Here is a 24,898-nt window from a genome sequence, read left to right on the forward strand (position 1 = left end):
TCCTATAAAGTCGCCAGTTCGGCGATGGATAATCCCGCCCGGATTTTCTCCAGGCGCTCATTGGCCTTGGCGGGCAATAAAAATGCAGGCCTGACCCCAGGGGGACGTAACAGACCGCGCAACGCCAGCTCCTGCATGACAGGAAAATGCTGAGCGGCGATCTTACCCATCCAGAACGGATCGAGCGCCCCGCCCTTTCTTAGATGGTCCATCACCTCGGCCAGCCCGCGCAGATAAATCGCATCCTTGGAGAGACCGCCGCCGCGATAGATGCGCAGCACCATGTTGAAGGCGCCGGCCTCATCGAACCCGTGATCGCGGGTCATGATGCGGAAGGTCTCCACGAAGCTTGCACCATCCAGCATGGCGGCGCATCCGACAACGCGGCCAGCGATCAGCCGCAGGCGCTCACGCGTCATGCCGCCAGCCAGATATTCCGCCAGCACTGCCAGCCCCTCCTGCACGCCTTCGTAACCGGAAAGGCCGGTGCGGAAGAGCCGCAACCCCTGAAACGAGCCATTGAAATAGGTGAGAAGATGCACCCCGATCTCATGCGACAGCAGCGCCTCGACACGGCGCTGTTCCATGACGGTATGGCGGGAGATCAAGAGCTTCTCGCCCGTCACCATCATGCCCGGCGGCAGGTCGTCGCGGATTTCGACGCGCGCCTTGAACTCCGGTTCTTCCGCCAGATAGGTCTCGACCATCTCGCGCGACTTCTTCGCGACAGCATAACAATCGACCATGGCGATTTCGCCATTTTCCTGCCCGCGCGGGCAATCCTTGAGCACATGAAGCGCCAGCGTCAGAAGCGCGGGTTCGACGGCACCGTAGAGCGCGCGGGAGAAATCGGTGAAGGTACGATGATGCAGGCTGGCCAGCATCGTCAGCTGCAGATCGATCTCCCGCTGTTTCTCCCGATAAAGATGATAGAGCACAGGGTCTTCGAGGTGATCGAAGGCGACGGAATAAAGCTTGCGCTTCTGCTCTTCCACATCCACGCCCAGCGGTCGGTAAAGCAGGCGCGGCGCGTATTGGAAGCCGCCGTCGCGAAACTCCTCGAAGGCCCGTCGCGCATTGATGGGCGTGACGGAGAGTAGAAAATCGAACGACGAGACGATGTCGTCGATAGATCGGTCGGCGCGTTTCACCGCATCTACAAAGGCCTTGCGACCCAGCGCCCTGTGACTGGCGACGTTTAACGCATCCATATCGGAGGAAAAAGACGAAAAGGCCTGCAAACCCGCATCGAAAAGATCGGCGATCATCGTCTCCCGCAAACCGGGATAATCGGCACCGGATTCCGGCTGGCGATAGATCGGCGCAAAACGCACGCTGATGCAGGGAAAATCCAGCCCGGCATTCTGAAACCGGAGGATCGGATCGGCTTCCGGTTCCGGCCGGGTGATGCGCGGCGTACGAAAGCGTACCTCGGCATCGCAGACTGCCTTTATGAAGACCCGACGCGCTTTCTGGGTTTCCGGTTCTGACGTGGCGGAGACCGAAACCTCAAAATGCGGCAGGAAAGGTGAATCGTCGGCCAGCAGGATGTCATGCTCCAGTTCGCCGATATCGAGCACGATGAAGGCGCCGAAACGCTGCCGCACGACCGTGCCAATAGCCTCGATCAGCGGCGCCGCCTCCTGAATGGTCGGCACGATCAGATAGGAGGCATGGGCGGCGGCGATATCGCGGGCGGCGAGATTTTTCGTGCCGCCGGTCAGATGCAGGCACAGGAACGGCAGCGGCCGGTCGATATGCAGACGACCGTCTTTGCCGACATCGCGGCGGATGGCCTTGCCGGCCTCAAGGCAGGACACGACGTCATCGACCAGATCGGCGATGGGAGAGGGCGGGCTGGGGGCGGATGAAGGGTTCATCGCCGCGACCTCAGACATTCTTCGATTACTGGCTGGAGTGCCGCGATCGCTTGGCGAATATCCGCCACCACACGCTCATCCGGCTTTCCCGTCCACTCGTCCATGAAAAATTTCTTGAACTCGATTGCGATGGCGCAGCCATTTTCTGCGAACCTTTCGTGGATGAAACGGGTCTGCTCTCCCTTGCCCTGAAACGCCACGTTCTCGCGAACATCGAGGTGGCGTTCGCCGATGGTCGCTGACGCGAAATGGCGCCCGACCGCGCTCACGATATCGCCCCAGCGGCTGCGATCCAAGGAGAAGGTGCCTATATTGATATCGGGCGCTTCCGCCTGCGCCGTCGGTGGCGCGGCCGCACCCTGCCGGCGATGATTATAGCTGTGTATATCGAGCACCACGAAAGCCCCATGCCGCCTTTCGATTGCGGAGAGCATAGTCTCCAGCATCGTGTAATAGTCGGCGTGAAAGTCGAGCGACTGCCGGACGGCTTCCTGCGCCGGCTCTTCTTTCCAGACCTCAAGCCCCCAGGATTGTTCCGGCTTCAGATAGATCGCCTGATCGGCCGCTCGGTTGAGATCGATTTCGAAACGTGAATGGTGAACGACGATACGGTTCGTCAGCCCGGCGATCATCTCACCGGTGAAAGGGTCTTCCTCCCTCAGCCTCTGTTCCGGGGAAAGGGCCATGAGCCGCGACACGTCAGGTCTAATGCGATGGCCGTCATGGATGGCCGTGCCGATAACGGGCGAACCGCCGAAATCGATCGACCAGAAGCCTTTGTTTTCGTGGTTATTCCGGTATTCACCGTCGCTCTGTCTGGCTGCCATGCCGCCTCCCCTGCATCGGGGATAAAACAGCCGGACATGCCCGTTTGTTCCGGTGAAAAATTGCGCGCGATACATTCCGCTCGGCAATGACGCCGCCGGAAAACTACGGAACCTTACCGGAAAGATCACGTTGTTCCAACTGGAGGGGCCGCCGTGTCAAACGGACGCGATGGTGCTGAAGAACATCGGGATTTTTCCGTTTTCTCCCGATGGCCAACGAAACGGCAGCCGAGCTTCTTACCCATCCGGCGCCCCTCCGTTCCCGCTTTCGACGCACAAGGAGCCGCGACATGGAAAAGACCGAAACACGCAAACTTGCGGAAGAATATCTGCGTCTCGGCGGCACGCGTCAGGTGATGATCGACGATAACAAGACCTTCGTGCGCCAATGGGAGCACGAACCGGCGGAGGCCGAACGGTTCTGGCAAACGCATATCGAAAATCTCGATGCGGAGCGCCGCAAGGACGTGGAGTTTTTCCTGCCATCTATCAATTCCGACAAGGACGACTAAACCTACAAGGAGAAAGACATGACTGCCATCAACGCCGCAAAAATCCTCATTCTCGCAACGGACGGCTATGAGCGTTCCGAATTGCGCGTGCCCTATGACCAGCTGAAGGCCAAAGGTGCAGACGTGAAGATCGCCTCCATCGAGGAGGGCGAGATCAAGAGCTGGGACAAGAAGAACTGGGGCGACAGCATCGCCGTCGATCTCTTGGCGAAAGCCGTCGAAGCGGAAGATTTTGACGCGCTGGTTCTTCCCGGCGGCCAGATCAACCCAGATATTCTGCGTCACGACGAGGATGCGATGCGGGTGGTCCGCGATTTCGTCAAATCCGGCAAGGTGGTGGCCGCCATCTGCCATGCACCGTGGCTGCTTGTCGAAGCCGACGCCCTGCGTGGCCGCGACGCCACCTCCTATTGGTCGATCAAGACCGACCTCAAGAATGCCGGCGCCAACTGGAAGGATGAAAAGGTGGTAACGGACAAGGGGATCGTTACCTCCCGCAGCCCTGACGATCTCGACGCCTTTGTCGCCAAGATCGTGGAAGAGGTCGAGGAAGGCCGCCACGAACGCCGCGCCGCTTAAGACACGCACCTTTATTCCCGTGCCGCCGGTTTTCCGGCGGCACTTCTATTTGGGAGGAAGACATGAAAAGCAGATTGCTGGCAAGCGGCGCGGAGCGTACCTTCATCCTCGTCATTGATCCCGAAGAAGAAGCATTCGAGGCTATCAGGCGCTTTGCCAAGGCCGAGAACATCAACGCCGCCTCGGTGAGCGCGATCGGGGCTTTCGCCACGGCGACCCTCGCCTTTTTCGACCTTTCGACGCGGGACTACAATGAAATACCGGTCACCGACCAGAGCGAGGTTCTGAGCCTGCTCGGCGATATCACCCTTGACGAGAACGACACACCCAATCCGCACCTGCATGTGGTTCTGGGCTTTGCCGACGGCTCCACGAAGGGCGGCCATTTTCTCAAAGGAGTGGTGCGGCCAACGCTGGAAGTCGTCATCCGCGAAACACCTGCGGAGTTGCGGCGCAGTTATCGCCGGGAATTCGGCATCGCTCTCATCGATCCCGCGAAATAAATCCACGGAACCGGAAAAACACCATTGCGTTATCGCTCTGGACAGGGGGTCGCATGGTGGCGGCGATCAATCGAAGAGATGCGGATGATGACGAGGTCGGGCAATTTCTGATCGGTCTCGCACGCGGCACGGCGGGTGCATTGCTGTTTGCCCTGCCCATGCTGATGACCATGGAAATGTGGTTTCTCGGCCTTTACATCAATTCATGGCGGCTTTTTCTGCTTTGCATCCTCAACCTGCCGCTGCTGCTGCTTCTCGCCCGCCGCATCGGTTTCGAGAATGTTAACTCCTGGAGCCAGGCGCTGCGCGACGCGATAACGGCCTATGGGCTGGGCATCGCCGTAAGCGCCGCCGTACTCCTGCTGTTCGGCATTCTGAACGACCAGATCACCGCCTCCAACTTCATCGCCAAGATTGCGTTGCAATCCGTTCCAGCCAGCATCGGCGCGCTTCTTGGGCGCAGCCAGCTCGGTCAGCATTCTGATACGAAGGATGAGGAGGAGGGCGAATATTCGGGCGAGACGGGTTATCTGCACGAACTGTTCATGATGATGGTCGGCGCGCTTTTCCTCGGCCTCAATGTCGCCCCGACGGAAGAAATGATCCTGATCGCCTATAAGGTGACGCCCTATCACATTCTGGCGCTTTGCCTACTGTCGATCGCCATCATGCATGGCTTTGTCTACGCGCTTCACTTCAAGGGCTCGCACCAGCTGCACGAAGGGCAGAAGTGGTGGCAATCCTTCATCCGCTTCACCCTGCCCGGCTATGTCGTCGCCATCGCCATCAGCATCTATACGCTTTGGACCTTCGAGCGCCTCGACCACACCTCGCTATCGCAGATCATGAATGCCGCCGTCATTCTCGGCGTGCCCGCCTCGATCGGCGCGGCGTCGGCCCGGCTGATCCTGTGAGGACAAGATGACGATATCCAAAAACGGAAAACAGATGGAAAGCGCCGATCCGCATTGGATCGAATGGGTGACGGGAACCATCTGCACGCTTCTGGTCGCCGCCATGCTAGGCTCGATCGGTTATGACATTTATCGCTACAGGCCGGAGGATGCCCGCTTCGACATCGCCGTTACCGGCGTAGAGGGTCAACCCGGGCAATACCGGGTGAAATTCGACATCCGCAACCTTTCCATGACGACGGCGGCGCAGGTGCAGGTGCGCGGCGACCTGCAGCAAAACGACGCAACGCTGGAGAGCGCCGATGTGACATTCGATTACGTCGCCTCGGAGTCTCGCGACACCGGCACGCTTTTCTTCCGCAACGATCCCCGTAGCGCAACGCTCACCATCAATGTCGCCGGCTATACCGAGCCGTGACACCTTTCAGGATGATTTCATGCCGACATCGGAACTGACAAAAGAACGTGACCTCAGGGACTCAAAACCCGTGTGGGCGGATAGCCCGCGTATCGGAGTCCGCAGCAGGCGCATGCCGGAGGCCGACCATTACGATACGATTGTCGTCGGCGCCGGCATCAGCGGCGCACTCGTATCCCACGCCCTGCAACGGCCAGGTCAATCCATGTTGATCGTTGACCGGCGTGAGCCGGTCATGGGCAGCAGCGTCGCCAGCACCGCGATGATCCAGCACGAGATCGATACGCCGCTGACGCAGCTTCGAAAGATGATCGGCAGGCACGCGGCTGACAGGGCATGGCAGCGTTCCGCCCGCGCCGTCCTGCGGCTGGAGGAAATCGTCTCCTCGCTCGGCATTTCCTGCAGCATGAAGCGCAAACAGGCGCTTTATCTCGCCGGAGACGACATGGGATCGCGCGCGTTGAAAGCCGAAGCGGATGCCCGCAAAGAAGCGGGCATCGAGGCCCGTTTCCTCACCGCTGCGGAACTGAGAGAGCAATACGGCATGCACCGGACCGGGGCCATCCTCAGCGACATCTCGGCCTCCGCCAATCCCGCACAGCTGACGGCCGGCCTTTTGCGCCACACGGCGGGCGCGGGCGCCGAAATCGTCTCGCAGCTTGAGATCACCGATCTTAGAAACTTCGGCGACGCGGTTGTCCTTGCCACCGCCGGTGGCAAAATCCTTTCCGCACGCAATGTCGTTTTCTGCACCGGCTATGAATTTCTGAAAATGCTCGAAAGCCCGAAGCACCAGATCATTTCCACCTGGGCGCTGGCGAGCAGAAAGGGGCTTGACCTGCCCGACTGGCTGGAGAACCATATCGTCTGGGAGGCCTCCGATCCCTATCTCTACCTGCGCACCGACCGGGAGGGGCGGATGATCGCCGGAGGCGAGGACGAGGAAAACCCCACCGCCTACCAGTCGGAGCGCAAGCTCGCCGCCAAGGCGGAAACGATCCGTCGCAAGATCGAAAAGCTTCTCGACATCGATGTGGGAGAACCGGAATATCGCTGGGCGGCGGCCTTCGGCACGACCACCACCGGTCTGCCGCTGATTGGCCCGGTGCCCGGAATGAACAACGTTTATGCAGTGATGGGTTTTGGCGGCAACGGCATTACCTTCAGCCAGATCGCCGCTGAAATCGTGGCCGCCGCCGTCAATGGCGGCAAGGACCCCGACGCCGATCTTTTCCGCTTCGACTGATGTCGTTTAGTCCTCCTTGATGCCCGCCGCCACCTGCATGCGGCGCAGCGTCCACAGGACGACAATACCCATCCCCGAAGCAAGAAGGGCAAGCGGCCACATGCCAAGGCCGGCCGAAAGGCCGATTGCCACCGAAAGCCACATGCTGGCACCCGTCGTCAAGCCTTTGACATCGCCTCTGGTATAAACGACCACACCCGCCGCGAGAAAGGCGATGCCGGCCGTCACCGCCTCCACCAACCGGATGGGATCGAGCCGTGCGGCTTCATGACCTTCCGCCATTGTCTCCATCATATGAACGGTGATGACGCAAAAGGTGACGGCGGCGAGGCCGATCAGCATGTTGGTGCGCAGTCCAGCGGTGTTCTTGTGAAACTCCCGTTCCAGACCGATCAGGCCGCACAGGATGACCGCGCCGAACACACGCACCAGCAGCACCTCGAAGGGGATGGAAATATTCATCGAAAATTCTTCTGCTAGGCTTTGGGGCAAGGTCGCATCTCCTCCGGCAATTTCTTCACACTAAGTTTAAGGAGACGTGTTGGTTCCACTCGGCAATATAAACGTTGCGCGCAACAGAGCCGGAACTATGGCCGAGGCAAAGGGTTTGCCTCCCGTGCGCATGGGCGCACGTCACATATTTTCACACATGGGAGAAGGACCAATGGCCGAGAAGAAACTCGACGACCTGTTTTATGACACGCTGAAGGATATTTATTACGCCGAGAGGCAGATCCTGAAAGCCCTGCCGAAAATGGCCCGGGCGGCCACCGACCCGAAGCTGAAACAGGCTTTTGAAAAGCACAAAGAAGAAACCCAGGGCCAAATCGAACGCCTGCAGGAAGTGTTCGAAATCATTGGCAAGCGGGGTCAGGGCAAGACCTGCGAAGCCATTCAGGGCATCATCGCCGAAGGCGAAGAGATCATTGAGGATTTCAAGGGAACGCCCGCTCTCGATGCCGGCCTTGTCTCCTCGGCACAGGCGGTCGAGCACTACGAGATCGCCCGCTATGGCACTCTGAAGGCATGGGCGGAAAAGCTTGGCCACACAAAGGCCGTCGCACTGCTGGATGCCACGCTCAAGGAAGAGTCCAAGACCGACGAGGCCCTGACAGCGCTCGCCAAGACCTCCGTTAATGCCGCCGCAGAGAAAAAGGCGGCGTAAGGCGCTCTCATCCAAAACAAAAACCGGAATGGTCACCCATTCCGGTTTTTTGTGCCTGAAGACCCGTAGACCCTATGGCAGCGTATAGGCGATGACGTAATCGCCGGGCTTGGTTCCAACCGAACCGTGGCCGCCCGCTACCATCACAACATATTGCTTTCCGTTTTCCAGCGAATAGGTCATGGGCGTTGCCTGACCGCCGGCCGGCAGACGCGCTTCCCAGAGCTGCTTGCCGGTCGTCAGGTCATAGGCGCGCAGATAGTTGTCGACGGCAGCACCGAGGAAGGCGACGCCGCCCTTGGTGATCATCGGCCCGCCAATGCCCGGCACGCCCAATTTGAAGGGCAGCGGCAGCGGCGTCATGTCATGGACCGTGCCGTTCTTGTGCTTGTAGGCGATATCGCCGGTGCGCAGGTCAGCGCCCGCGACATAACCCCATGGCGGGGCCTGGCAGGGAATCTGCAGCGGACCGAGGAACGGGCCCATGAACACGCCATAGGGCGCACCGTCGTTGCGGTTCAGGCCCTGTTCGCTGCCTTTTTCGTCCTGACCCTTCGGCGGAATGTCGGCGCGCGGCACGAGCTGCGAGGTGAAGGCCAGATAGGTCGGCATGCCGAACATCACCTGGCGTTCGGGATCGACCGCCACGCTGCCCCAATTGAAGGTGCCGAAATTGCCGGGATAGATGATCGAGCCGTTCAGCGAGGGCGGCGTATAGCGGCCCTTGTAGTTCAACTGATGGAAGCGGATGCGGCAGGCGAGCTGGTCGAACATGGAAACGCCCCACATGTCCTTTTCCTGCAACGGCTCCGGCTTGAAGGACAGCGCCGTCGTCGGCTGAGTCGGAGAGGTGAAATCCTCGGGGATTGCCCCGCCCGGTGCAGGCTCTTCGGTGATCGGCAGCAGCGGCTCGCCGGTGCGCCGGTCGAGAACGTAGATATCCCCCTGCTTGGTCGGGCCGACGAGGGCCGGCACGGTCTGGCCGTCCTTGGTGATGTCGAGCAGCACCGGCTGAGCCGGCACGTCCATGTCCCAGAGATCGTGATGAACCGTTTGGCGCACCCAGCGATCCTTACCGGTATTGATATCCAGCGCGACGATGGAGGAGGAGTATTTCTCCACATTCTCGCTGCGACCCATGCCGAGCTGATCCGGCACCTGATTGCCGAGCGGGATATAAACGAGACCGAGGCCTTCATCGTAACTGAAGACCGACCAGCTGTTGGGCGAATTGGTGGTGTAGGTCTCACCCGCCGCAATCGGTTCGGTTTTCGCCGGATTGCCGGAATCCCAGTTCCAGACGAGCGCGCCGCTGTTCACATCGAAAGCGCGGATGACGCCGGACTGTTCCTGTGTGGAATAGTTGTCGTTCACCGCACCGCCAATAATGATCTTGCCCGCGGCGATGACGGGTGGCGAGGTTGAATAATAATAACCGGCAGGATTGTATTTCATGCCCTGCTCAAGATGCAGCACACCCTGATCGGCAAAGGACGTGCAGACCTGACCGGTGGCAGCGTCAAGAGCAATCAGCCGCGCGTCCGAGGTCGGCAGGTAGACGCGTTGTGCGCAGGCCGTGCTTTCAGCGGCATTCGGCTCGGCATAATAGGAAACGCCGCGGCAGGTCTGGTGCTGGCGGTCCGGATTGAGACCGACATTGGGGTCGTATTTCCACTTTTCCTTACCGGTGGCGGCGTCGATGGCGATCGCCCAATTATGCGGCGTGCAGATATAAAGCATATTGCCTATCTTGAGCGGCGTCACCTGATAGGTGGTTTCACCCACGTCATCTGGCAGCTTCACATCGCCCGTCTGGTAACGCCAGGCTTCCTTGAGCTGCGAGACGTTGTCGACATTGACCTGGGTGAGCGGTGAATAACGCTGGCCATAGGGCGTGCGGCCATATTGATGCCAGTCACCGTCAGGGACATCGCCACCATAAACGGGCGTGGCCGAGGCCGTTTCCTGCGGCAGGGAACCTGCCGTATCGTGCGGATCCTGCGCCATGGAATATCCGGCCACGACGATGGAGGCGAGGACGGAAAGGGCAAGCGGCCAGGCATTCGGCCCATAGCTATGTCCGGTCGGGCTTGCAAAACCGAGCGGCTTTCTGACCCATGGAACCAGAAGCCAGAGACCGATGAGAATGATGACGCCGCCGCGCGGGCCAAGTTGCCACCAGTCGAAGCCGACTTCCCAGATGGCCCAGGCAAGCGTCGCGACAATGAAGACGGCGTAGACATGGAGGGCTGCGCGATTGCGCTTGAACAGCAGAAAGGCCGTCAGCAGAAAGGCAAGCCCGGAAAGAACGTAATAAAAGCTCCCGCCCAGCATGACGAGCTGAGAGCCGAAACCGAACAGCGCGAGGCCGATCAGCGTGAGAAAAACTGCAGTGACGGTGACTGCCATGAATGAAACCCCCGATTCCTGTCACTTTGCGTGAAATGAAATCGGGCGCGATATGGTTCCATGAAAATCATCGTCGTCGCGAAAAAACTTCACGCCATGGTGGTCACGGGTTTTGTGGGGCTCCGGTCGAATCCTGCGGTACGGGATTTGTCTCTGTCGACGATGGCGGCTGGGCACGGCCATTTGCCGGATTGTTGTCGAAGGTTCCGGACCCGGACGGCTGCTGCGGCACGGGCGCTGTTTCTGTCTGCGAATTCTGCGGCCGGTTTTCGTCTGGTTCGAAAACCGAATATTCGACAACGGCCCACACCACCAGTGCAAGAAACACGCTGACGATCAGAATGACAAGGACGGGACGCCCGCGCGATCCCTGCCGCGCACGTGTTGCCGTTTCGCTTTTCGGCGCATCCCGACCGCGAAGATAGCTGGCATTATCTCTGGCCATGTCTTTCACTCCCTGTAACCCTGCTGATCTAATCCCCGGGGTCAGGGTTTTGTTCCAGATCACCGGAGCGCCTAACCGCACTCGACCGGTATACGAGACCTCTCTGAGCCGTCGCAGCCTGTCACATCCACCGCGCTGAAGCTTTGCCCGAGCCCAAGCCAGGAGACCGGCAAGTGCGCTCCGTCATCATCCATTTCCCATAACTCGTCTGGCAGGCCGTCCAAATCCGCCAATAGCGAGGGCGATGGCGCCTTGAGAAATTCGGCGTCCGAAAAAGAAAAGTATTTTTTCACCGCAGGGCGCCATCCGCGCCACAGGTCCAGAAAAGCAAGAATTTTCAGCATCATGATTGTCAGGCAATATATCTAAAAAAATAACCTCGCCTTTTTGGCACGTCTGGCGGCCATGCGCATCCCCGTTGCGCCGCAACTGCGGCGAATGGTCGAATTGTGCCAACAAGCCGCCATTGAGTGCCAGATTAACGCCCGACCAGGCGTGATCAGCGGCCGAGCCGTACGATCCAGCGTGTCCACTCGGCGCTATCCGGCTTCAGAATATCCGGTGCAATATCATGGCTTTCCAACGCGAAATGCCGCATCTGGCGCGGCGAAAGGCCGAAGGTCTTCTTGAAGACGCGGCTGAAATTTTCCGGATTGGTGAAACCATAGGACGCAGCCACCTCGGCAATCGTCATATGCGCCGATTGCGGCGCCCGCAGGAAATCCATCGCGCGCTCGAGACGCCGGTGGGTGATGAAGGCCGAAAACCCACCCAGCGGCTCGAAGAGCCGGTAGACGGTGCGTCGCGACACGCCGAATTCGCCCACGACCTTTTCCACTGACAGCGCCGGATCGAGCAGATGATTGTCGATATAACGCCGGATGGATGCCCTGAGCGCCCGCTGCACGCCCTGCGCATTGCCGTGCCCGACATGATTGTTGATGGCGGCCGCAGCAAGTTCCAGAAGCGGAGAGACCGTGGCTGCGCCTTCACTGGCGTTCATGACGTCGAAATGGCGATAGATGCTCGTCATCGTTTCGCGCAGCAGCGATACCAGCGGCAGACCGGCCGGCAGCACGCGTTCATGATGATTGCCGGAACCGCAAAGCCTGCCTTCCAGCAGCCGGCGCGGCACGACGAGGCTGAGATGATCGTGATCCGACGTGGTAGTGGCCAGCGGCTGCGCCATATCGATGAGATAGAGGTCGCCGGGGCCTGCTGTCTCGCCCGATCCGCGCCGCGACATGCTTTGTCCGCTGACGTAGAACTGCAGGAGAAAACCATCCATGCCGTCGCGGGCGATCTTATGGCGCGAACGGTCGAAATCCTGCGCGAACGACTGGGTGCGGCCAAGCGCGACATTGCCGATGAAAGCGGCATCGACGCTGGCGAAGAAACCGTCATCCTGCGATCGCCGCAGGCGGGCATCGAACAACACATTGATCGAATCCCGCCACAGCGCCATGGCGTCGCGTTTCAGTACTTGGCGCGTATCAAAGCGTGAGCGCGCCAGCGGCGCCTCAAAAGACCCTGTGTTCGTCATCCCGCTTTTCCGTGAATACGGCGCTGAACCCCGCCGTCCACGAAAATTATACAGGATTGAAACCGTTCAACAATGACGGAAGTCGACGAGACGGTTCGCTTAAAGCGGGTATGCGAAAATTATTTCGCGGTCCAGCCGCCATCGATGGAGATGGTGGCACCGGTGATGGAGCGGGCCATATCGCCCGCGAGATAGAGCGCCATTTCCGCCACTTCTTCCGGTTGTACAAACCGTCTGGTCGGCTGCGGCGCAAGCATTACCTTTTTCACCACGTCCTCCTCGCTCATGCCATGCACGCGCGCCTGATCGGCGACCTGGGCGGCGACAAGCGGTGTCCAGACATAACCGGGGCAGATGGCGTTGCAGGTAATGCCAAGTTCGGCCACCTCCAGCGCCACGCTTTTCGTCAGGCCAACCACCGCGTGTTTGGTCGCCACATAAGGCCCCTTGAAGGGCGAGGCACGCAAACCATGGGCGGAGGCGATATTGACGATGCGACCCCAGCCCCTTTCCTTCATGCCGGGCAAGGCCGCATGGATGGTGTGAAACGCGCTGTCGAGCGAGATGGCGACGATGCGGGAGAAATCGGCGAAATCGAACTCGTCGATCGGCGCGACCTTCTGAATGCCGGCATTGTTGACCAGGACGTCGATATGGCCGAACTCGGCGATGACGGTTTCCGGCAGATGCGCGCTCTCGTCATAATGGGCGAGGTTGGCGGCAAAATAGACCGGCCTGTGCCGCGCCACCTTCGCGACCGCCTCCAGCGCCGGCGTCGCCTCCTCAGCCGTCTCTATGCCATGCAACGCGACCCGAAATCCCGCTTCGGCGAAACGCTTGGCGATGGCAAGTCCAATGCCGCTGGTGGAGCCCGTGACGAGCACGGTTTTCGGTTGATCCTCCATAGGCCTAGTCCTTCAGCTGCGGCAGGTTGCGGAAAAGTTCAAGCGCTTCGGGATTGGCCAGCGCATCGACATTCTTCACCGGCCGGCCATGGATGGCGTCGCGTACCGCGATTTCGGAAATCTTGCCGGAACGGGTGCGGGGAATGGCGGCAACGGCAATGATCCTTGCCGGCACGTGCCGCGGCGTCGCGCCTGAACGGATGCGGCTGCGGATGGTCTTTTCCAACTCCTCCGTCAGGGCAGTGCCGCCCTTCATGCGCAGGAAGAGAATAACCCGCTGGTCACCCTCTATATCCTGCCCGACGGCAATGGCCTCCTCCACTTCGGGGACGGTTTCCACCTGCCGGTAGATTTCCGCCGTCCCGATGCGGACCCCGCCGGGATTGAGGGTCGTGTCCGAACGCCCATGAATGACGTATCCGCCGGAGGGGCGCAGCTCGGCAAAATCGCCATGCGCCCAGATGCCCGGAAACCGGTCGAAATAGGCGGCCTGATACCGTGAACCGTCCACATCGCCCCAAAATTTCACCGGCATGGACAGATGAGCGTTGCGGCAGACAAGTTCACCGGCGACGCCGCGAACGGAACGGCCCTCGTCGTCAAGCGTATCGATATCCATGCCGAGCATCGCGCCCTGCAATTCGCCGCGATGCACCGGCTGCAAAGGGTTGCCGCCGAGGAAACAGGCGCAGATATCCGTGCCGCCGGAAATGGAGGCGAGGTGCACGTCGGCCTTCCAGTCGCAATAGATATAATCGAAGGATTGCGGTATGAGCGGCGAGCCTGTCGAAAGGATCGTCCTGAGCGATGAAAGGTCATGGCTTTCACGCGGCTTCAGCCCAGCCTTCAGGCAGGCGTCGATGAACTTCGCCGATGTGCCGAAAGTGGCGATCCGTTCGGCGTCGATGAGATCGATCAGCCGCGCGGAGGTTGGATAACCGGGATTGCCGTCATAGGTGACGAGCGTTGCGCCGAGCGCCAAACCGGATACTTGCCAATTCCACATCATCCAGCCGCAGGTGGTGAAATAGAAGAAACGCTCGCCTTCCTGAATGTCGCATTGCAGCTTCTGCTCCTTCATGTGCTGAAGAAGCAAACCGCCGCCGGAATGGGTGATGCATTTCGGTTTGCCGGTCGTGCCCGAAGAATAAAGGATCGCCAGCGGCGCCTTGACGGGCAGACGGTTGAAGGCAATCTCACCCCCCGCATAAGGCGCGACGAAATCCGTAAGCGTCACGCAGCCGAGATCGGCAAGGCTTTTGGGAACGGCATCGCCGATCAGCACGATCTTTTCGGGACTTGCACTTTCCGCCACCGCACGGATGGTCGGGGCTACATCGATGCGCTTACCAGCATAACCATATTCCGGCACGGCGATGAGGACTTTCGGGTCGATCTGGGAAAGGCGGTCCGAGGCCCCGGCGGGGCCGAAATCGGGGGAGCAGGACGACCAGATCGCCCCGATGGCGCTGACAGCCAGATAGCTGACGATCGTCTCGATATCGTGGGTGACGATGGCGCCGACACGGTCGCCTTCCCTCACACCGGCTTGGGCAAGCGCCTGCACCATGCGGGACACTTCGGCGTAAAGCTCTTTGCGAGTAATCTCGCGCCTTGTTCCAGCGTCGCGATAGGCGATGATGGCCAGCCGCTCATCCGCATCGCGCAGCAGGTTTTCGGCATAATTGAGCCTCGTGCCCGGATAGAACTCGGCCTCCCGGATCGTCGCGCCCGGTTTGAACGCCACGTCGCCTCGCGTGCCGATAATGCCGAGTTCGTCCCACAGAGCATCGTAAAATTCATCCGGCGCGTCGATGGACCAGCGCAGCAGGCCGGCATAGTCATCGGCGGCCTGCCCGTGCAGCTTTGCCGTTTTCGTCGCGAAGGAAAAAAGCGACGAATGCTCCAGCCTTTCACGCGGCGGCACCCACAGAATATCGGAAGGCGTGGCGTCCATCATGCATCGCCCCCACGCAGCATCTCAACGATGGCGGAAAAATCGCGCCCGCCGCTTCCCGCATCGACGAAGTTTTCATAAAGCGCCGCCGCCGCCGCGCCGAGCGGGGTGGAAGCCCCGGCTCCATTCGCCGCCTCCTGCGAAAGCTTCAGATCCTTCAACATCAGGGCCGCCGCAAAACCGGGCTGGTAATCCTTGTTGGCGGGCGATGTCGGCACTGGTCCCGGTACCGGGCAATAGGTGGTGAGCGACCAGCATTGCCCGGAAGAAGTGGCGGCGACATCGAACAGCGCCTGATGGGAAAGCCCGAGTTTTTCGCCCAGCACGAAGGCTTCCGAGACTGCGATCATGGAGATGCCGAGGATCATGTTGTTGCAAATCTTCGCCGCCTGGCCGTTACCGCCCTTGCCGCAGTGCACGATCTTCTTGCCCATCGCCTCAAGCACCGGCTTTGCCGCAGAGAAGGCCGCAGCCTCACCGCCGCACATGAAGGTGAGCGTGCCGGCGGCAGCTCCGCCCGTTCCGCCCGATACGGGCGCGTCAACCGAGGAGCAAGCGGCGGAAGCGGCGAGTTCATGCGCCTTCAGGGCGCTTTCCATATCCACCGTCGAGCAATCGATGAGAAGCGTTCCAGCAGGGATTTTCCGAACCAGATCGCCATAGACCGACACGACGTGTTCGCCCTTCGGCAGCATGGTGATGATTACTTCAGCGGCTTCGATGGCCTCGGCCGAATCCGAGGCGACGGGAACGCCCGCCTCTTTCGCCGCCGCACGGCAGGCGTCGGCAAGATCATATCCCCTGACGGCATAACCTGCCTTGACGAGATTGGCGGCCATCGGCAGGCCCATATGTCCCAGCCCGAGAAAAGCGACGGTCTTCATAGGTGCGCTCCTTTCAGCGATTATCCGCAAGGATCATGTCGGCAGCCTTTTCGGCAATCATGATCGTCGGCGAATTGGTGTTTCCGGATGTGATGCGCGGCATCACCGATGCGTCGGCGACGCGCAGCCCGGCGAGCCGGCGGAATTTCAGCCGCGCATCGACAACGCTTTCCATATCCGACCCCATGCGCAGCGTGCCGACAGGGTGGAAGATGGTGGTGCCGATATCGCCCGCCGCTTTGGCAAGATCATTGTCGTTTTCAAAGGAGGGACCCGGCTTGTATTCCTCCGGCTTGAAGCGCGCGAAGGACGGCTGGGCCACGATGCGGCGCGTCAGCCGCATGGCGTCGATGGCCACCTGGCGGTCGCCTTCGGTGGAAAGATAGTTCGGGCGGATTTCCGGCTGCATGGCGAAATCCGGTCCTTTCACATGCACTGAACCCCGGCTTTCCGGCCGCAGATTGCAGACACTTGCGGTAATGGCCGGAAAATTGTGAACCGGATCGCCGAACTTGTCGAGTGAAACCGGCTGGACATGATATTCCAGATCGGCGGTTTCCTTTTCCGCCGAGGAGCGGGTGAAGACGCCGAGCTGGCTGGGTGCCATCGACATCGGCCCGGAGCGCGTCAGCGCATATTCCAGCCCGATCCTCGCCTTGCCGAACAGGGTGGAGGCCCTTTCATTCAGCGTCAGGACGCCGGAGACCTTGTAGACCATGCGCAATTGCAGATGGTCCTGCAGGTTCTCGCCCACACCCTGAACCTCGGCCACGGTGTCGATACCGGCCGCCTGCAGCACATCGCCGCGGCCGACGCCGGAAAGCTCCAGAACATGCGGCGAACCGATCGCGCCGGCGGACAGCACCGTCTCGCGCCGCGCCCGCATCGTTTTCAAGACGCCGTCATGGTGAAACTCGACGCCGGTCACCCGGCCCTCTTCGATGATGAGACGCTTAACATGCGCCTTGGTCAGCACCGTCAGGTTCTTGCGACCAAGCACCGGCTTCAGAAAGGCTTTCGCCGTGTTCCAGCGCCAGCCGGCCCGCTGGTTGACATCGAAATAACCGGCGCCTTCATTGTCGCCCCGGTTGAAATCATCGGTCGCTGGAATGCCCGCTTCGCCCGCTGCCTTCTGGAAGGCGTCCAGCACATCCCAGCGCACCCGCGCCTTTTCCACGCGCCATTCGCCGCCGGCGGCATGCAGATCGCTCTTGCCGCGATAGAAGTCTTCCGACTTCAGGAAATAGGGAAGTATATCGTTCCACCCCCAGCCCTCGCAGCCGAGCTGCCGCCACATATCGTAGTCGCGCGCCTGGCCGCGCATATAGATCATGCCATTGATGGAGGAGCAGCCGCCAAGCACCTTGCCGCGCGGATAGATCAGCGAGCGGCCGTTAAGCCCCGGCTCTTCCACCGTTTTGAAACACCAGTCGGTGCGCGGATTGTTGATGCAATAGAGATAACCGACCGGAATGTGGATCCAGTGGTAATTATCGTTGCCGCCCGCTTCCAGAAGCAAAACGCGGTTGTTCGGATCTTTCGAAAGGCGGTTGGCGAGAACGCATCCGGCACTCCCCGCTCCGATGACGATATAGTCATATTCGCCCATGCTCTTCTCCACGCGTCACCCTTGCCGCACCGTTCCGGACGCGGAGGCCGCCTTCCAAGTGTTTTAAAAATGTCTAGCTGCGGTGCTGAAAGCCGAGTTTTCTCCCGAGCCGCGACGCGTAAAATTCGCCGATAAGACCACGCCGGAACACCAGGACGCAGGCCATGAAGACAAGGCCGGTAATGATGGTGACCGGGAAATCCGATGTCGCGAGATAGTTCTGCAAGGTAACGACAAGGCCTGCGCCAAAAATCGGGCCGATCATGGTGCCGATACCGCCGAGCAACGTCATCAGGATCACTTCGCCGGACATCTGCCAGGTGACGTCGGTGAGCGTTGCGAACTGGAACACCAGCGCTTTGAGGCCTCCCGCAAGACCGGCCAGCGTCGCCGACATGACGAAAGCACCGAGCTTGTAGCGCTGCACGCTGTAGCCCAGCGAAATGGCGCGCTGCTCGTTTTCGCGGATCGATTTCAGGATCATGCCGAAGGGCGAATTGACGAAACGCCAGATGACCAGCAGTGCCAGCACAAAGGCTGCAAGCACCGTGTAATAGATATTGAGCGGCGCATTAAGGTCGAGAAGGCCGAAGAGATGGCCGCGCGGCACGCCCTGCAACCCATCCTCGCCATGGGTAAACGGCGCCTGAAGGCAGAAGAAATAAAACATCTGCGACAGTGCCAGCGTGATCATGGCGAAATAGATGCCCTGGCGGCGGATGGCGAAAAAGCCGATGACCAAGCCGAGAAGGGCCGCCCCTGCCATGCCGATGACAAGGCCGATTTCCGGCGTGACGCCCCATTCCTTCACCGAATAGGCCGTGAAATAGGCCGCACCGCCAAAGAATGCCGCATGGCCGAAGGACAGCAGTCCCGTGTAACCGATCAGCAGATTGAAGGCGCAGGCAAAAAGCGCAAAGCACAGCAGCTTCATCAGAAAGATCGGATAAACGAACATCGGCGCGGCGACGAGGACAGCAAGGCCAGCCAGAATAAGCACGGTCTTGATGGTGCCGGCGGTCGCAGAGACTTCGGTTTGCGGCATCGCACCGGCGGTGGGGTTGTGGATGGCTTTGGACATATCAGGCGTCCTTTCCGAAAAGTCCGGCGGGGCGGATGAGCAGCACAAAGGCCATGATGACGAAGATGACGATGTTGGAGGCTTCCGGATAAAACACCTTGGTCAGGCCTTCGGCGACGCCCAGCATGTAGCCGGTGACGATGGCGCCCATGATCGACCCCATGCCGCCGACGACGACCACGGCGAAGACGACGATGATGAGGTTGGTGCCCATCAGCGGCGAGACCTGATAGATGGGCGCTGCGAGAACTCCGGTGAAACCGGCAAGGCCAGCGCCCAGGGCATAGGTCAGCGTCAGCAGCACCGGCACGTTGATGCCGAAGGCCTGCACCAGTGTCGGGTTTTCCGTCGCAGCACGCAGATAAGAGCCGAGACGCGTCTTTTCGATCAAGGCCCAGGTGGCGATGCAGACGATGAGCGAAATCACGACGACAAAGGCGCGGTAGTTCGGCAGGAACATGAAGCCGAGATTGGTGCCGCCGGCAAGCTCACGCGGCACCGAATAAGGCTGGCCGGCAGCGCCGTAAAGCCAGCGGAACGTGCCTTCCACCACAAGCGCCAGACCGAAGGTGAAGAGCAGCCCGTAAAGCGGATCGAGATCATAAAGCCGCGACAGCAGGAAGCGTTCGACGATCGCGCCGAAAAGCGCAACAACGAGCGGTGTCACCACCAGCGCCGCCCAGAAATTGATGCCGAAATATTGCAGGCCGAGAAAGGCGACAAAAGCGCCGAGCATATATTGCGCCCCATGCGCAAAATTGATGACGCGCAGCAGGCCGAAAATGACGGCAAGGCCCAAAGACAGCAGCGCATAAAACGAGCCGTTGATAAGGCCCACCAGCAATTGCCCGAGCAGCGCCTGAATTGGAATACCGAAGAGCATCGTCATCGTTAAACCCCCAGCACTTTGTTGAGTTCGCCCATACGGCCGGAAAGCTCAGCCACCGGAAAGTTGCTGACCATCTGGCCGTGATCCATCAGGTAGAAACGGTCGGCGATACGGCTGGCGAAACGGAAATTCTGTTCGACCAGAACGACGGTCATGCCGCGGCTCTTCAGCTTTTGCAGCACCTCGCCAATGCGCTGCACGATAACGGGCGCAAGTCCCTCTGTCGGCTCGTCGAGCAGCAGCACCTTGACGCCGGTGCGCAAAATGCGCGCCATGGCCAGCATCTGCTGTTCGCCGCCAGAAAGCTTGGTGCCGGGGCTGGTGCGACGTTCGTATAGATTGGGAAACAGCTCGTAGATTTCATCGAGCGTCATGCCACCGGAGGCGACGACGGGCGGCAGCATCAGATTTTCCTCGACACTCAGCGTCGCGAAGATGCCGCGTTCCTCCGGCACGAAACCGAGGCCGTATTTTGCCGTGCGATGCAGCGGCACCGGCATCATATCCTTGCCGCCCAGCTTGATGGAACCCTTGCGGTTGCGGATGATACCCATGATGGTGCGCAGCGTCGTGGTCTTGCCCACACCGTTGCGGCCGAGAATGGTGATGGTTTCGCCCTCGCCGACCGTCAGATCGACACCGTGCAGCGCCTGGCTTTCGCCATACCAGGATTTGAGGTTGGAGACTTCGAGCATTGCCGCCATATCACGCCTCCTCCGTGCCCATATAGGCCGTGCGCACCCGCGGATCGGCTGAAACGGTGGCATAATCACCCTCCGCCAGAATTTCGCCGCGCTGCAACACCGTGACCTGATGGCAGATATCCGCCACGACTTTCAGATTATGTTCCACCATCAGCACCGCGCGAGTCTTGGCCACCTCCCGGATGAGTTCGGCCACATGGGAGACATCTTCCCCGCCCATGCCGGCCATCGGCTCATCGAGCAGCAGAACCTTCGGATCGAGCGCCAGCGTGGTGGCGATTTCGAGAACCCGCTTGCGGCCGTAAGAAAGATCGGCCGCAAGCGCATGTTTTTCCCGTGTGAGGCCGACCGTGGCGATCAGCTCCTCGGCGCGGGCGTTCAGCCTGTCGAGTGAGGAGAGCGGCAGCCAGAACTGCGTTGCAAGGCCATTCGGCCGCTGCAACGCCACCCGCACATTTTCCAGAACCGTCAGATGCGGAAACACCGCCGATATCTGGAAAGACCTGACGAGGCCGAGACGCGCCACCTTGTCCGGCGGCGTCCTTGTTATGTCCGTTCCCATGAAGGTGATCGCCCCGCCCGTCGGCTGGAGAAACTTGGTCAATAGATTAAAGACCGTTGTTTTGCCGGCGCCGTTCGGACCGATAAGCGCATGCACGCGGGCATGGTGGACGTCGAGATCGACGTTTTTCACGGCCGCGAATGCGCCGAAGGTCTTGGAGAGACCACGCGCCGAAAGAACGACGCGAGGTTCGGCCTGCCCGGCGGGGGCGGGAGCGATCATCATCAAGCTTTCCCCTTTTTATTCTTCTTTACTGCGTTACCAGCGGGCAACCGCTTTTTGCGGGGTCCATGAAGGCTTCCTTGCCGGGGATGGTGGCGAGCACCTTGTAATAATCAAAGGGCTGCTTGCTTTCGTCCGGCTTCTTCACTTCCATGAGATACATGTCGTGAATCATGCGGCCATTGGCGGCGACCTGGCCATCCTTGGCGAAGACGTCATTGACCGGCATTTCCTTCATGGCCTTTGCAACGGCATCGGCATCGTCGGTGCCGGCCTTTTCTATGGCCTTCAGGTAGTGCAGCACGGCGGAATAGGTGCCCGCATGGACCATGTTCGGCATGGCGCCGGTGCGCTCCTTGAAGCGTTCGCCGAATTTGCGCGATTCATCGTCGCGATCCCAGTAAAAACCTTCCGTCAGCGTCAACCCTTGAGCCGCTTCGAGACCGAGGCCGTGAACTTCGGCGAGTGTGAAGAGAAGCGCCGCGAGCCGCTGGCCACCGGCGACGATGCCGAACTCGGCCGCCTGCTTGATGGCGTTGGAGGTATCGAGACCGGCATTGGCAAGACCAATGACCTTCGCGCCCGAGGACTGCGCCTGCAAAAGGAAGGAAGAGTAATCCGTCGTGGCGAGCGGATGGCGCACGGAACCCAGCACCTTACCGCCATTGGCCTTGACGAAATTGCCGGTGTTTTCTTCCAGCGAATAACCGAAGGCATAATCGGCGGTCAGGAAGAACCAGCTGTCGCCGCCCTGCTTGACGAGCGCACCGCCGGTGCCGACCGCCAGCGAATAGGTGTCATAGGCCCAGTGGAAACCATAGGGGCTGCACTGCTTGCCGGTCAGCTCGGTGGTTGCCGCACCCGTATTGATGGTGATCTTCTTCTTGTCCTTCGACAGCGCCTGCACAGCCAGACCCACCGACGACGAGGTCAGTTCCATGATCGAATCGACCTGTTCGGTATCATACCATTGGCGGGCGATATTGGAGGCGACATCCGCCTTGTTCTGATGATCGGCGGTCACCACTTCCACCGGCGCATCGAGCACCTTGCCGCCAAAATCCTCAACCGCCATCTTCGCGGCCTCATAAGAGTATTTGCCGCCGAAATTGGCGTAGACGCCCGACTGGTCGTTCAAAATGCCGATCTTGACCTTGCCGTCCGAAATCTCGGCGGCATAAGCGGCGGTGCCAGCGGCCAGCACCATGGCCGTGGATAAAACGATACTCTTGCGCATGACTTCTCCTCCCAGAGATGATTGCGAGCCTCAGATTGTCTGTGCAACGGTGAACGAAACCATTGCACCTGAACGGTCACACCGCCCTCCTCAAAGCGATGCATCCTGAGCCTAGACTTCTCGAATTCGGCCGTTGACACAAGAGCGGGGCATCATCAAATTGCGAACAGGAACTGTTCATTTTTGAACAGAATTTTTGATGGGAGACAAATATGGCCACCCCTTTCACCTGGGACGACCTACAATATTTTCTGGCCGTGGCCCGCACCGGACAGCTCTCATCGGCCGCCCGAAGCCTGCGCACCAGCCACGCCACCGTCTCCCGCCATATCGACCGGCTGGAATTTTCCCTGAAAACCAAGCTGTTCGAGCGCAATCCGCGCGGTTATGAACTTACGACCGTCGGGCGGCGGCTGGTCGATACCGTCGAGCGCATAGAGGCTGAAGCGGAAAGGCTGCAATCGGACATTTCCGAAAGCGGCAGCTTGCTGCGCGGAGTGGTGCGCCTTAGCGCGCCTGAAGGTTTTTCCAATTTTTTCTTCGTGGAGAGGCTGAAAGACTTCGCCGTCACCCATCCCCACATCATGGTGGAGATGGTGACGATCCAGCAGATCATGGCGCTGTCCAAAAAAGAGGCGGATGTGGCGGTAACGCTCGATCCGCCAAAGGCCGGTCCTTACATCAATGAACAGATCATCGATTACACGCTGCATATCTATGCCTCGCGTTCCTATCTCGCCGGGCGGCCGAAAATCGTAAAGCGCGAGGATCTGCTCGACCACTTCTTCATCGGCTACGTGCAGGACCTGATCTTCTCACCGGGCCTCGATTATATGCGTGACGTGCTGCCCGGTCTGCGGCCGAGTTTCCAGTCCTCGAGCATTTTTGCGCAGCTGACCGCAACGCTAAGCGGCAGAGGGCTGTGCATTTTGCCGAATTTCATCGCCGCCCGCTTTCCGGATCTGCAAATGGTGCTTTCCGGTGAAGTGGAGCTGCGTCGAGGCTATTGGCTGACGAGCCACCAGGACCTTGCCAACGTGCCGCGGGTGCGCTCGCTTATGGATTTCATTCTCACCACGGCCCGCGCCCACCAAAATCTCTTCGTGCTCGATCGAAAGACGACCGCTTGAGCGGCATCGTTCACATTTCGGCGACACCGTGTCTACCGGTGGCGAATTGGAGAACGCGCCCAACTGCTTATATGACTGACAACAACGAAGCTGGCTGGCAAAGCCGGCATCCTCCGACATCTGGAAGGTCATCATGAAAAAGATCGGATTCCTGTCCTTCGGCCACTGGACGCCCTCGCCCCAGTCGCAAACCCGCTCGGCTGCGGACACGCTGCTGCAATCGATAGACCTTGCCGTGGCTGCGGAAGAACTGGGCGCTGACGGCGCCTATTTCCGCGTGCACCATTTCGCCCGCCAGCTTGCCTCACCCTTTCCGCTGCTGGCCGCCGTCGGCGCGCGCACGAAGAAGATCGAGATCGGCACCGGCGTCATCGACATGCGCTATGAAAACCCATTCTACATGGCGGAGGACGCCGGTTCGGCCGATCTCATCGCCGGCGGGCGCCTGCAGCTCGGCATCAGCCGCGGCTCGCCCGAGCAGGTGATTGATGGTTGGCGTTATTTCGGTTACCGCCCGGCCGAGGGCCAAAGCGAAGAAGACATGGCGCGCCAGCACACCGAAGTCTTCCTCGAGCTTCTGAAGGGCGAAGGTTTCGCTGAGCCGAACCCGCGCCCGATGTTCCCCAACCCGCCCGGCCTTCTGCGGCTAGAGCCGCATTCCGAAGGGCTGCGCGAGCGCATCTGGTGGGGCTCAAGCTCCAATGCGACGGCGGTCTGGGCGGCAAAGCTTGGCATGAACCTGCAAAGCTCCACCCTGAAGACGGATGAAACGGGCGAACCTTTCCATGTCCAGCAGGCGCAGCAGATCCGCACCTTCCGGGAAGCCTGGAAGGAAGCAGGCCATAACCGCGAGCCGCGTGTATCGGTCAGCCGCAGCATCTTCGCGCTCGTCAACGACCGCGACCGGTCCTATTTCGGTTACGGCGACGAAGGCGACGACAAGATCGGTTATATCGACGACAAGACGCGCGCGATCTTCGGGCGCAGCTATGCCGCCGAGCCGGAAAAGCTGATCGAACAGCTGAAGGCAGATGAAGCCATCGCCGAGGCCGACACGCTGCTCCTGACGGTGCCGAACCAGTTGGGCGTCGATTACAACGCCCATGTGATCGAAACGATCCTCAAGCAGGTAGCACCGGCCCTCGGCTGGCGCTAACGGCACGCTTGGAAATGAGGGCGGCGCATTTTATGCGCCGCCAGACCGCTGACAAACCCGTCGATATTTTCGGCGGGTTTTTTCTTTTTCGGGATGATGACGTTTTGTTGTGGTCTTTTAC

At 60.0% G+C, this 24,898-nt stretch carries 25 protein-coding genes; 9 read left to right on the forward strand and 16 right to left on the reverse strand.

The window, feature by feature from the left end; translation table 11 throughout:
• Positions 1-2: 2 nt before the first annotated feature.
• Positions 3-1,880 (reverse strand): flavohemoglobin expression-modulating QEGLA motif protein, encoded by a 1,878-nt coding sequence (locus BS627_RS20180; RefSeq protein ID WP_077984983.1) that lies wholly within the window; start codon positions 1,878-1,880, stop codon positions 3-5.
• Positions 1,877-2,707, reverse strand: a complete 831-nt coding sequence (locus BS627_RS20185) for an N-formylglutamate amidohydrolase (protein ID WP_077984984.1) — start codon at positions 2,705-2,707, stop codon at positions 1,877-1,879. Before BS627_RS20185 ends, BS627_RS20180 begins: the two co-directional genes overlap by 4 nt.
• A gap of 290 nt (positions 2,708-2,997) precedes the next feature.
• Here BS627_RS20185 and BS627_RS20190 point away from each other — a divergent pair, with 290 nt between their 5' ends.
• From BS627_RS20190 to BS627_RS20215, 6 genes are all read left to right on the forward strand, one after another.
• The gene (locus BS627_RS20190; protein WP_077984959.1) at positions 2,998-3,219 is read left to right on the forward strand and encodes a hypothetical protein; all 222 of its coding nucleotides are present in this window, start codon (positions 2,998-3,000) and stop codon (positions 3,217-3,219) included.
• An 18-nt stretch (positions 3,220-3,237) separates the two neighbouring features.
• Positions 3,238-3,798, forward strand: a complete 561-nt coding sequence (locus BS627_RS20195; protein ID WP_077984960.1) for a type 1 glutamine amidotransferase domain-containing protein — start codon at positions 3,238-3,240, stop codon at positions 3,796-3,798.
• A 62-nt stretch (positions 3,799-3,860) separates the two neighbouring features.
• Positions 3,861-4,301, forward strand: a complete 441-nt coding sequence (locus tag BS627_RS20200; RefSeq protein ID WP_077984961.1) for a PPC domain-containing DNA-binding protein — start codon at positions 3,861-3,863, stop codon at positions 4,299-4,301.
• Between the two features lie 53 nt (positions 4,302-4,354).
• Positions 4,355-5,215 carry a TIGR02587 family membrane protein gene (locus tag BS627_RS20205; RefSeq protein WP_077984962.1) on the forward strand — a complete coding sequence of 287 codons (861 nt, stop codon included), beginning with the start codon at positions 4,355-4,357 and terminating at the stop codon, positions 5,213-5,215.
• Between the two features lie 7 nt (positions 5,216-5,222).
• Entirely contained in the window at positions 5,223-5,633 is a 411-nt protein-coding gene (locus tag BS627_RS20210; RefSeq protein ID WP_077984963.1) for a TIGR02588 family protein, read from the forward strand.
• A gap of 19 nt (positions 5,634-5,652) precedes the next feature.
• Positions 5,653-6,879, forward strand: coding sequence for an NAD(P)/FAD-dependent oxidoreductase (locus BS627_RS20215; protein WP_077984985.1), 1,227 nt, complete (start codon positions 5,653-5,655; stop codon positions 6,877-6,879).
• 6 nt (positions 6,880-6,885) lie between these two features.
• On the opposite strand, the gene BS627_RS20220 is transcribed toward BS627_RS20215, so the two are convergent.
• Positions 6,886-7,371, reverse strand: coding sequence for an MgtC/SapB family protein (locus BS627_RS20220; RefSeq protein ID WP_077984964.1), 486 nt, complete (start codon positions 7,369-7,371; stop codon positions 6,886-6,888).
• 172 nt (positions 7,372-7,543) lie between these two features.
• On the opposite strand from BS627_RS20220, the gene BS627_RS20225 reads away from it, so the two are divergent.
• The gene (locus BS627_RS20225; protein ID WP_077984965.1) at positions 7,544-8,044 is read left to right on the forward strand and encodes a YciE/YciF ferroxidase family protein; all 501 of its coding nucleotides are present in this window, start codon (positions 7,544-7,546) and stop codon (positions 8,042-8,044) included.
• Between the two features lie 72 nt (positions 8,045-8,116).
• On the opposite strand, the gene BS627_RS20230 is transcribed toward BS627_RS20225, so the two are convergent.
• The 13 genes from BS627_RS20230 to BS627_RS20290 all read right to left on the reverse strand — a co-directional run bounded on the left by BS627_RS20230 (position 8,117) and on the right by BS627_RS20290 (position 22,491).
• Positions 8,117-10,453 (reverse strand): glucose/quinate/shikimate family membrane-bound PQQ-dependent dehydrogenase, encoded by a 2,337-nt coding sequence (locus tag BS627_RS20230; RefSeq protein WP_077984966.1) that lies wholly within the window; start codon positions 10,451-10,453, stop codon positions 8,117-8,119.
• A 103-nt stretch (positions 10,454-10,556) separates the two neighbouring features.
• Positions 10,557-10,898, reverse strand: coding sequence for a flagellar basal body-associated FliL family protein (locus tag BS627_RS20235; RefSeq protein WP_077984967.1), 342 nt, complete (start codon positions 10,896-10,898; stop codon positions 10,557-10,559).
• Positions 10,899-10,969: 71 nt separating this feature from the next.
• Complete coding sequence (locus BS627_RS24745) at positions 10,970-11,245, reverse strand: hypothetical protein (RefSeq protein WP_077984968.1); 276 nt, start codon at positions 11,243-11,245, stop codon at positions 10,970-10,972.
• Between the two features lie 152 nt (positions 11,246-11,397).
• Positions 11,398-12,441, reverse strand: coding sequence for a helix-turn-helix domain-containing protein (locus BS627_RS20245; protein WP_077984969.1), 1,044 nt, complete (start codon positions 12,439-12,441; stop codon positions 11,398-11,400).
• A 119-nt stretch (positions 12,442-12,560) separates the two neighbouring features.
• On the reverse strand, positions 12,561-13,346 hold the full coding sequence (locus BS627_RS20250) for a 3-hydroxybutyrate dehydrogenase (protein WP_077984970.1): 786 nt from the start codon (positions 13,344-13,346) through the stop codon (positions 12,561-12,563).
• Between the two features lie 4 nt (positions 13,347-13,350).
• Positions 13,351-15,306, reverse strand: coding sequence for an acetoacetate--CoA ligase (locus tag BS627_RS20255; protein ID WP_077984971.1), 1,956 nt, complete (start codon positions 15,304-15,306; stop codon positions 13,351-13,353).
• On the reverse strand, positions 15,303-16,187 hold the full coding sequence (gene mmsB / locus BS627_RS20260; protein WP_077984972.1) for a 3-hydroxyisobutyrate dehydrogenase: 885 nt from the start codon (positions 16,185-16,187) through the stop codon (positions 15,303-15,305). The genes BS627_RS20255 and mmsB overlap by 4 nt, the downstream gene beginning before the upstream one ends.
• Before the next feature lie 13 nt (positions 16,188-16,200).
• The gene (locus BS627_RS20265) at positions 16,201-17,796 is read right to left on the reverse strand and encodes a GMC family oxidoreductase (protein WP_077984986.1); all 1,596 of its coding nucleotides are present in this window, start codon (positions 17,794-17,796) and stop codon (positions 16,201-16,203) included.
• Positions 17,797-17,869: 73 nt separating this feature from the next.
• Positions 17,870-18,877, reverse strand: a complete 1,008-nt coding sequence (locus tag BS627_RS20270) for a branched-chain amino acid ABC transporter permease (RefSeq protein WP_077984973.1) — start codon at positions 18,875-18,877, stop codon at positions 17,870-17,872.
• Position 18,878: 1 nt separating this feature from the next.
• Positions 18,879-19,766, reverse strand: a complete 888-nt coding sequence (locus BS627_RS20275) for a branched-chain amino acid ABC transporter permease (protein WP_077984974.1) — start codon at positions 19,764-19,766, stop codon at positions 18,879-18,881.
• Between the two features lie 2 nt (positions 19,767-19,768).
• Positions 19,769-20,470 (reverse strand): ABC transporter ATP-binding protein, encoded by a 702-nt coding sequence (locus BS627_RS20280; RefSeq protein ID WP_077984975.1) that lies wholly within the window; start codon positions 20,468-20,470, stop codon positions 19,769-19,771.
• Between the two features lies 1 nt (position 20,471).
• Complete coding sequence (locus tag BS627_RS20285; RefSeq protein WP_077984976.1) at positions 20,472-21,257, reverse strand: ABC transporter ATP-binding protein; 786 nt, start codon at positions 21,255-21,257, stop codon at positions 20,472-20,474.
• 25 nt (positions 21,258-21,282) lie between these two features.
• Positions 21,283-22,491: an ABC transporter substrate-binding protein gene (locus BS627_RS20290; protein ID WP_077984977.1), complete on the reverse strand. Its 1,209-nt coding sequence runs from the start codon at positions 22,489-22,491 to the stop codon at positions 21,283-21,285.
• 212 nt (positions 22,492-22,703) lie between these two features.
• Here BS627_RS20290 and BS627_RS20295 point away from each other — a divergent pair, with 212 nt between their 5' ends.
• Positions 22,704-23,621 (forward strand): LysR family transcriptional regulator, encoded by a 918-nt coding sequence (locus BS627_RS20295; protein WP_077984978.1) that lies wholly within the window; start codon positions 22,704-22,706, stop codon positions 23,619-23,621.
• 133 nt (positions 23,622-23,754) lie between these two features.
• Positions 23,755-24,777, forward strand: a complete 1,023-nt coding sequence (locus BS627_RS20300) for an LLM class flavin-dependent oxidoreductase (RefSeq protein ID WP_077984979.1) — start codon at positions 23,755-23,757, stop codon at positions 24,775-24,777.
• The last annotated feature ends 121 nt before the right edge of the window (positions 24,778-24,898 follow it).

The organism is Agrobacterium salinitolerans (assembly GCF_002008225.1).
Taxonomy (GTDB): Bacteria; Pseudomonadota; Alphaproteobacteria; order Rhizobiales; family Rhizobiaceae; genus Agrobacterium; species Agrobacterium salinitolerans.

Coding starts and splice junctions, on each gene's coding strand:
- BS627_RS20180 (WP_077984983.1), bottom strand. CDS start 1,880: ATGAACCCTTCATCCGCCCCCAGCCCGCCCTCTCCCATCGCCGATCTG.
- BS627_RS20185 (WP_077984984.1), bottom strand. CDS start 2,707: ATGGCAGCCAGACAGAGCGACGGTGAATACCGGAATAACCACGAAAAC.
- BS627_RS20190 (WP_077984959.1), top strand. CDS start 2,998: ATGGAAAAGACCGAAACACGCAAACTTGCGGAAGAATATCTGCGTCTC.
- BS627_RS20195 (WP_077984960.1), top strand. CDS start 3,238: ATGACTGCCATCAACGCCGCAAAAATCCTCATTCTCGCAACGGACGGC.
- BS627_RS20200 (WP_077984961.1), top strand. CDS start 3,861: ATGAAAAGCAGATTGCTGGCAAGCGGCGCGGAGCGTACCTTCATCCTC.
- BS627_RS20205 (WP_077984962.1), top strand. CDS start 4,355: ATGGTGGCGGCGATCAATCGAAGAGATGCGGATGATGACGAGGTCGGG.
- BS627_RS20210 (WP_077984963.1), top strand. CDS start 5,223: ATGACGATATCCAAAAACGGAAAACAGATGGAAAGCGCCGATCCGCAT.
- BS627_RS20215 (WP_077984985.1), top strand. CDS start 5,653: ATGCCGACATCGGAACTGACAAAAGAACGTGACCTCAGGGACTCAAAA.
- BS627_RS20225 (WP_077984965.1), top strand. CDS start 7,544: ATGGCCGAGAAGAAACTCGACGACCTGTTTTATGACACGCTGAAGGAT.
- BS627_RS20230 (WP_077984966.1), bottom strand. CDS start 10,453: ATGGCAGTCACCGTCACTGCAGTTTTTCTCACGCTGATCGGCCTCGCG.
- BS627_RS20235 (WP_077984967.1), bottom strand. CDS start 10,898: ATGGCCAGAGATAATGCCAGCTATCTTCGCGGTCGGGATGCGCCGAAA.
- BS627_RS24745 (WP_077984968.1), bottom strand. CDS start 11,245: ATGATGCTGAAAATTCTTGCTTTTCTGGACCTGTGGCGCGGATGGCGC.
- BS627_RS20245 (WP_077984969.1), bottom strand. CDS start 12,441: ATGACGAACACAGGGTCTTTTGAGGCGCCGCTGGCGCGCTCACGCTTT.
- BS627_RS20250 (WP_077984970.1), bottom strand. CDS start 13,346: ATGGAGGATCAACCGAAAACCGTGCTCGTCACGGGCTCCACCAGCGGC.
- BS627_RS20255 (WP_077984971.1), bottom strand. CDS start 15,306: ATGATGGACGCCACGCCTTCCGATATTCTGTGGGTGCCGCCGCGTGAA.
- mmsB (WP_077984972.1), bottom strand. CDS start 16,187: ATGAAGACCGTCGCTTTTCTCGGGCTGGGACATATGGGCCTGCCGATG.
- BS627_RS20265 (WP_077984986.1), bottom strand. CDS start 17,796: ATGGGCGAATATGACTATATCGTCATCGGAGCGGGGAGTGCCGGATGC.
- BS627_RS20270 (WP_077984973.1), bottom strand. CDS start 18,877: ATGTCCAAAGCCATCCACAACCCCACCGCCGGTGCGATGCCGCAAACC.
- BS627_RS20275 (WP_077984974.1), bottom strand. CDS start 19,766: ATGACGATGCTCTTCGGTATTCCAATTCAGGCGCTGCTCGGGCAATTG.
- BS627_RS20280 (WP_077984975.1), bottom strand. CDS start 20,470: ATGGCGGCAATGCTCGAAGTCTCCAACCTCAAATCCTGGTATGGCGAA.
- BS627_RS20285 (WP_077984976.1), bottom strand. CDS start 21,257: ATGATGATCGCTCCCGCCCCCGCCGGGCAGGCCGAACCTCGCGTCGTT.
- BS627_RS20290 (WP_077984977.1), bottom strand. CDS start 22,491: ATGCGCAAGAGTATCGTTTTATCCACGGCCATGGTGCTGGCCGCTGGC.
- BS627_RS20295 (WP_077984978.1), top strand. CDS start 22,704: ATGGCCACCCCTTTCACCTGGGACGACCTACAATATTTTCTGGCCGTG.
- BS627_RS20300 (WP_077984979.1), top strand. CDS start 23,755: ATGAAAAAGATCGGATTCCTGTCCTTCGGCCACTGGACGCCCTCGCCC.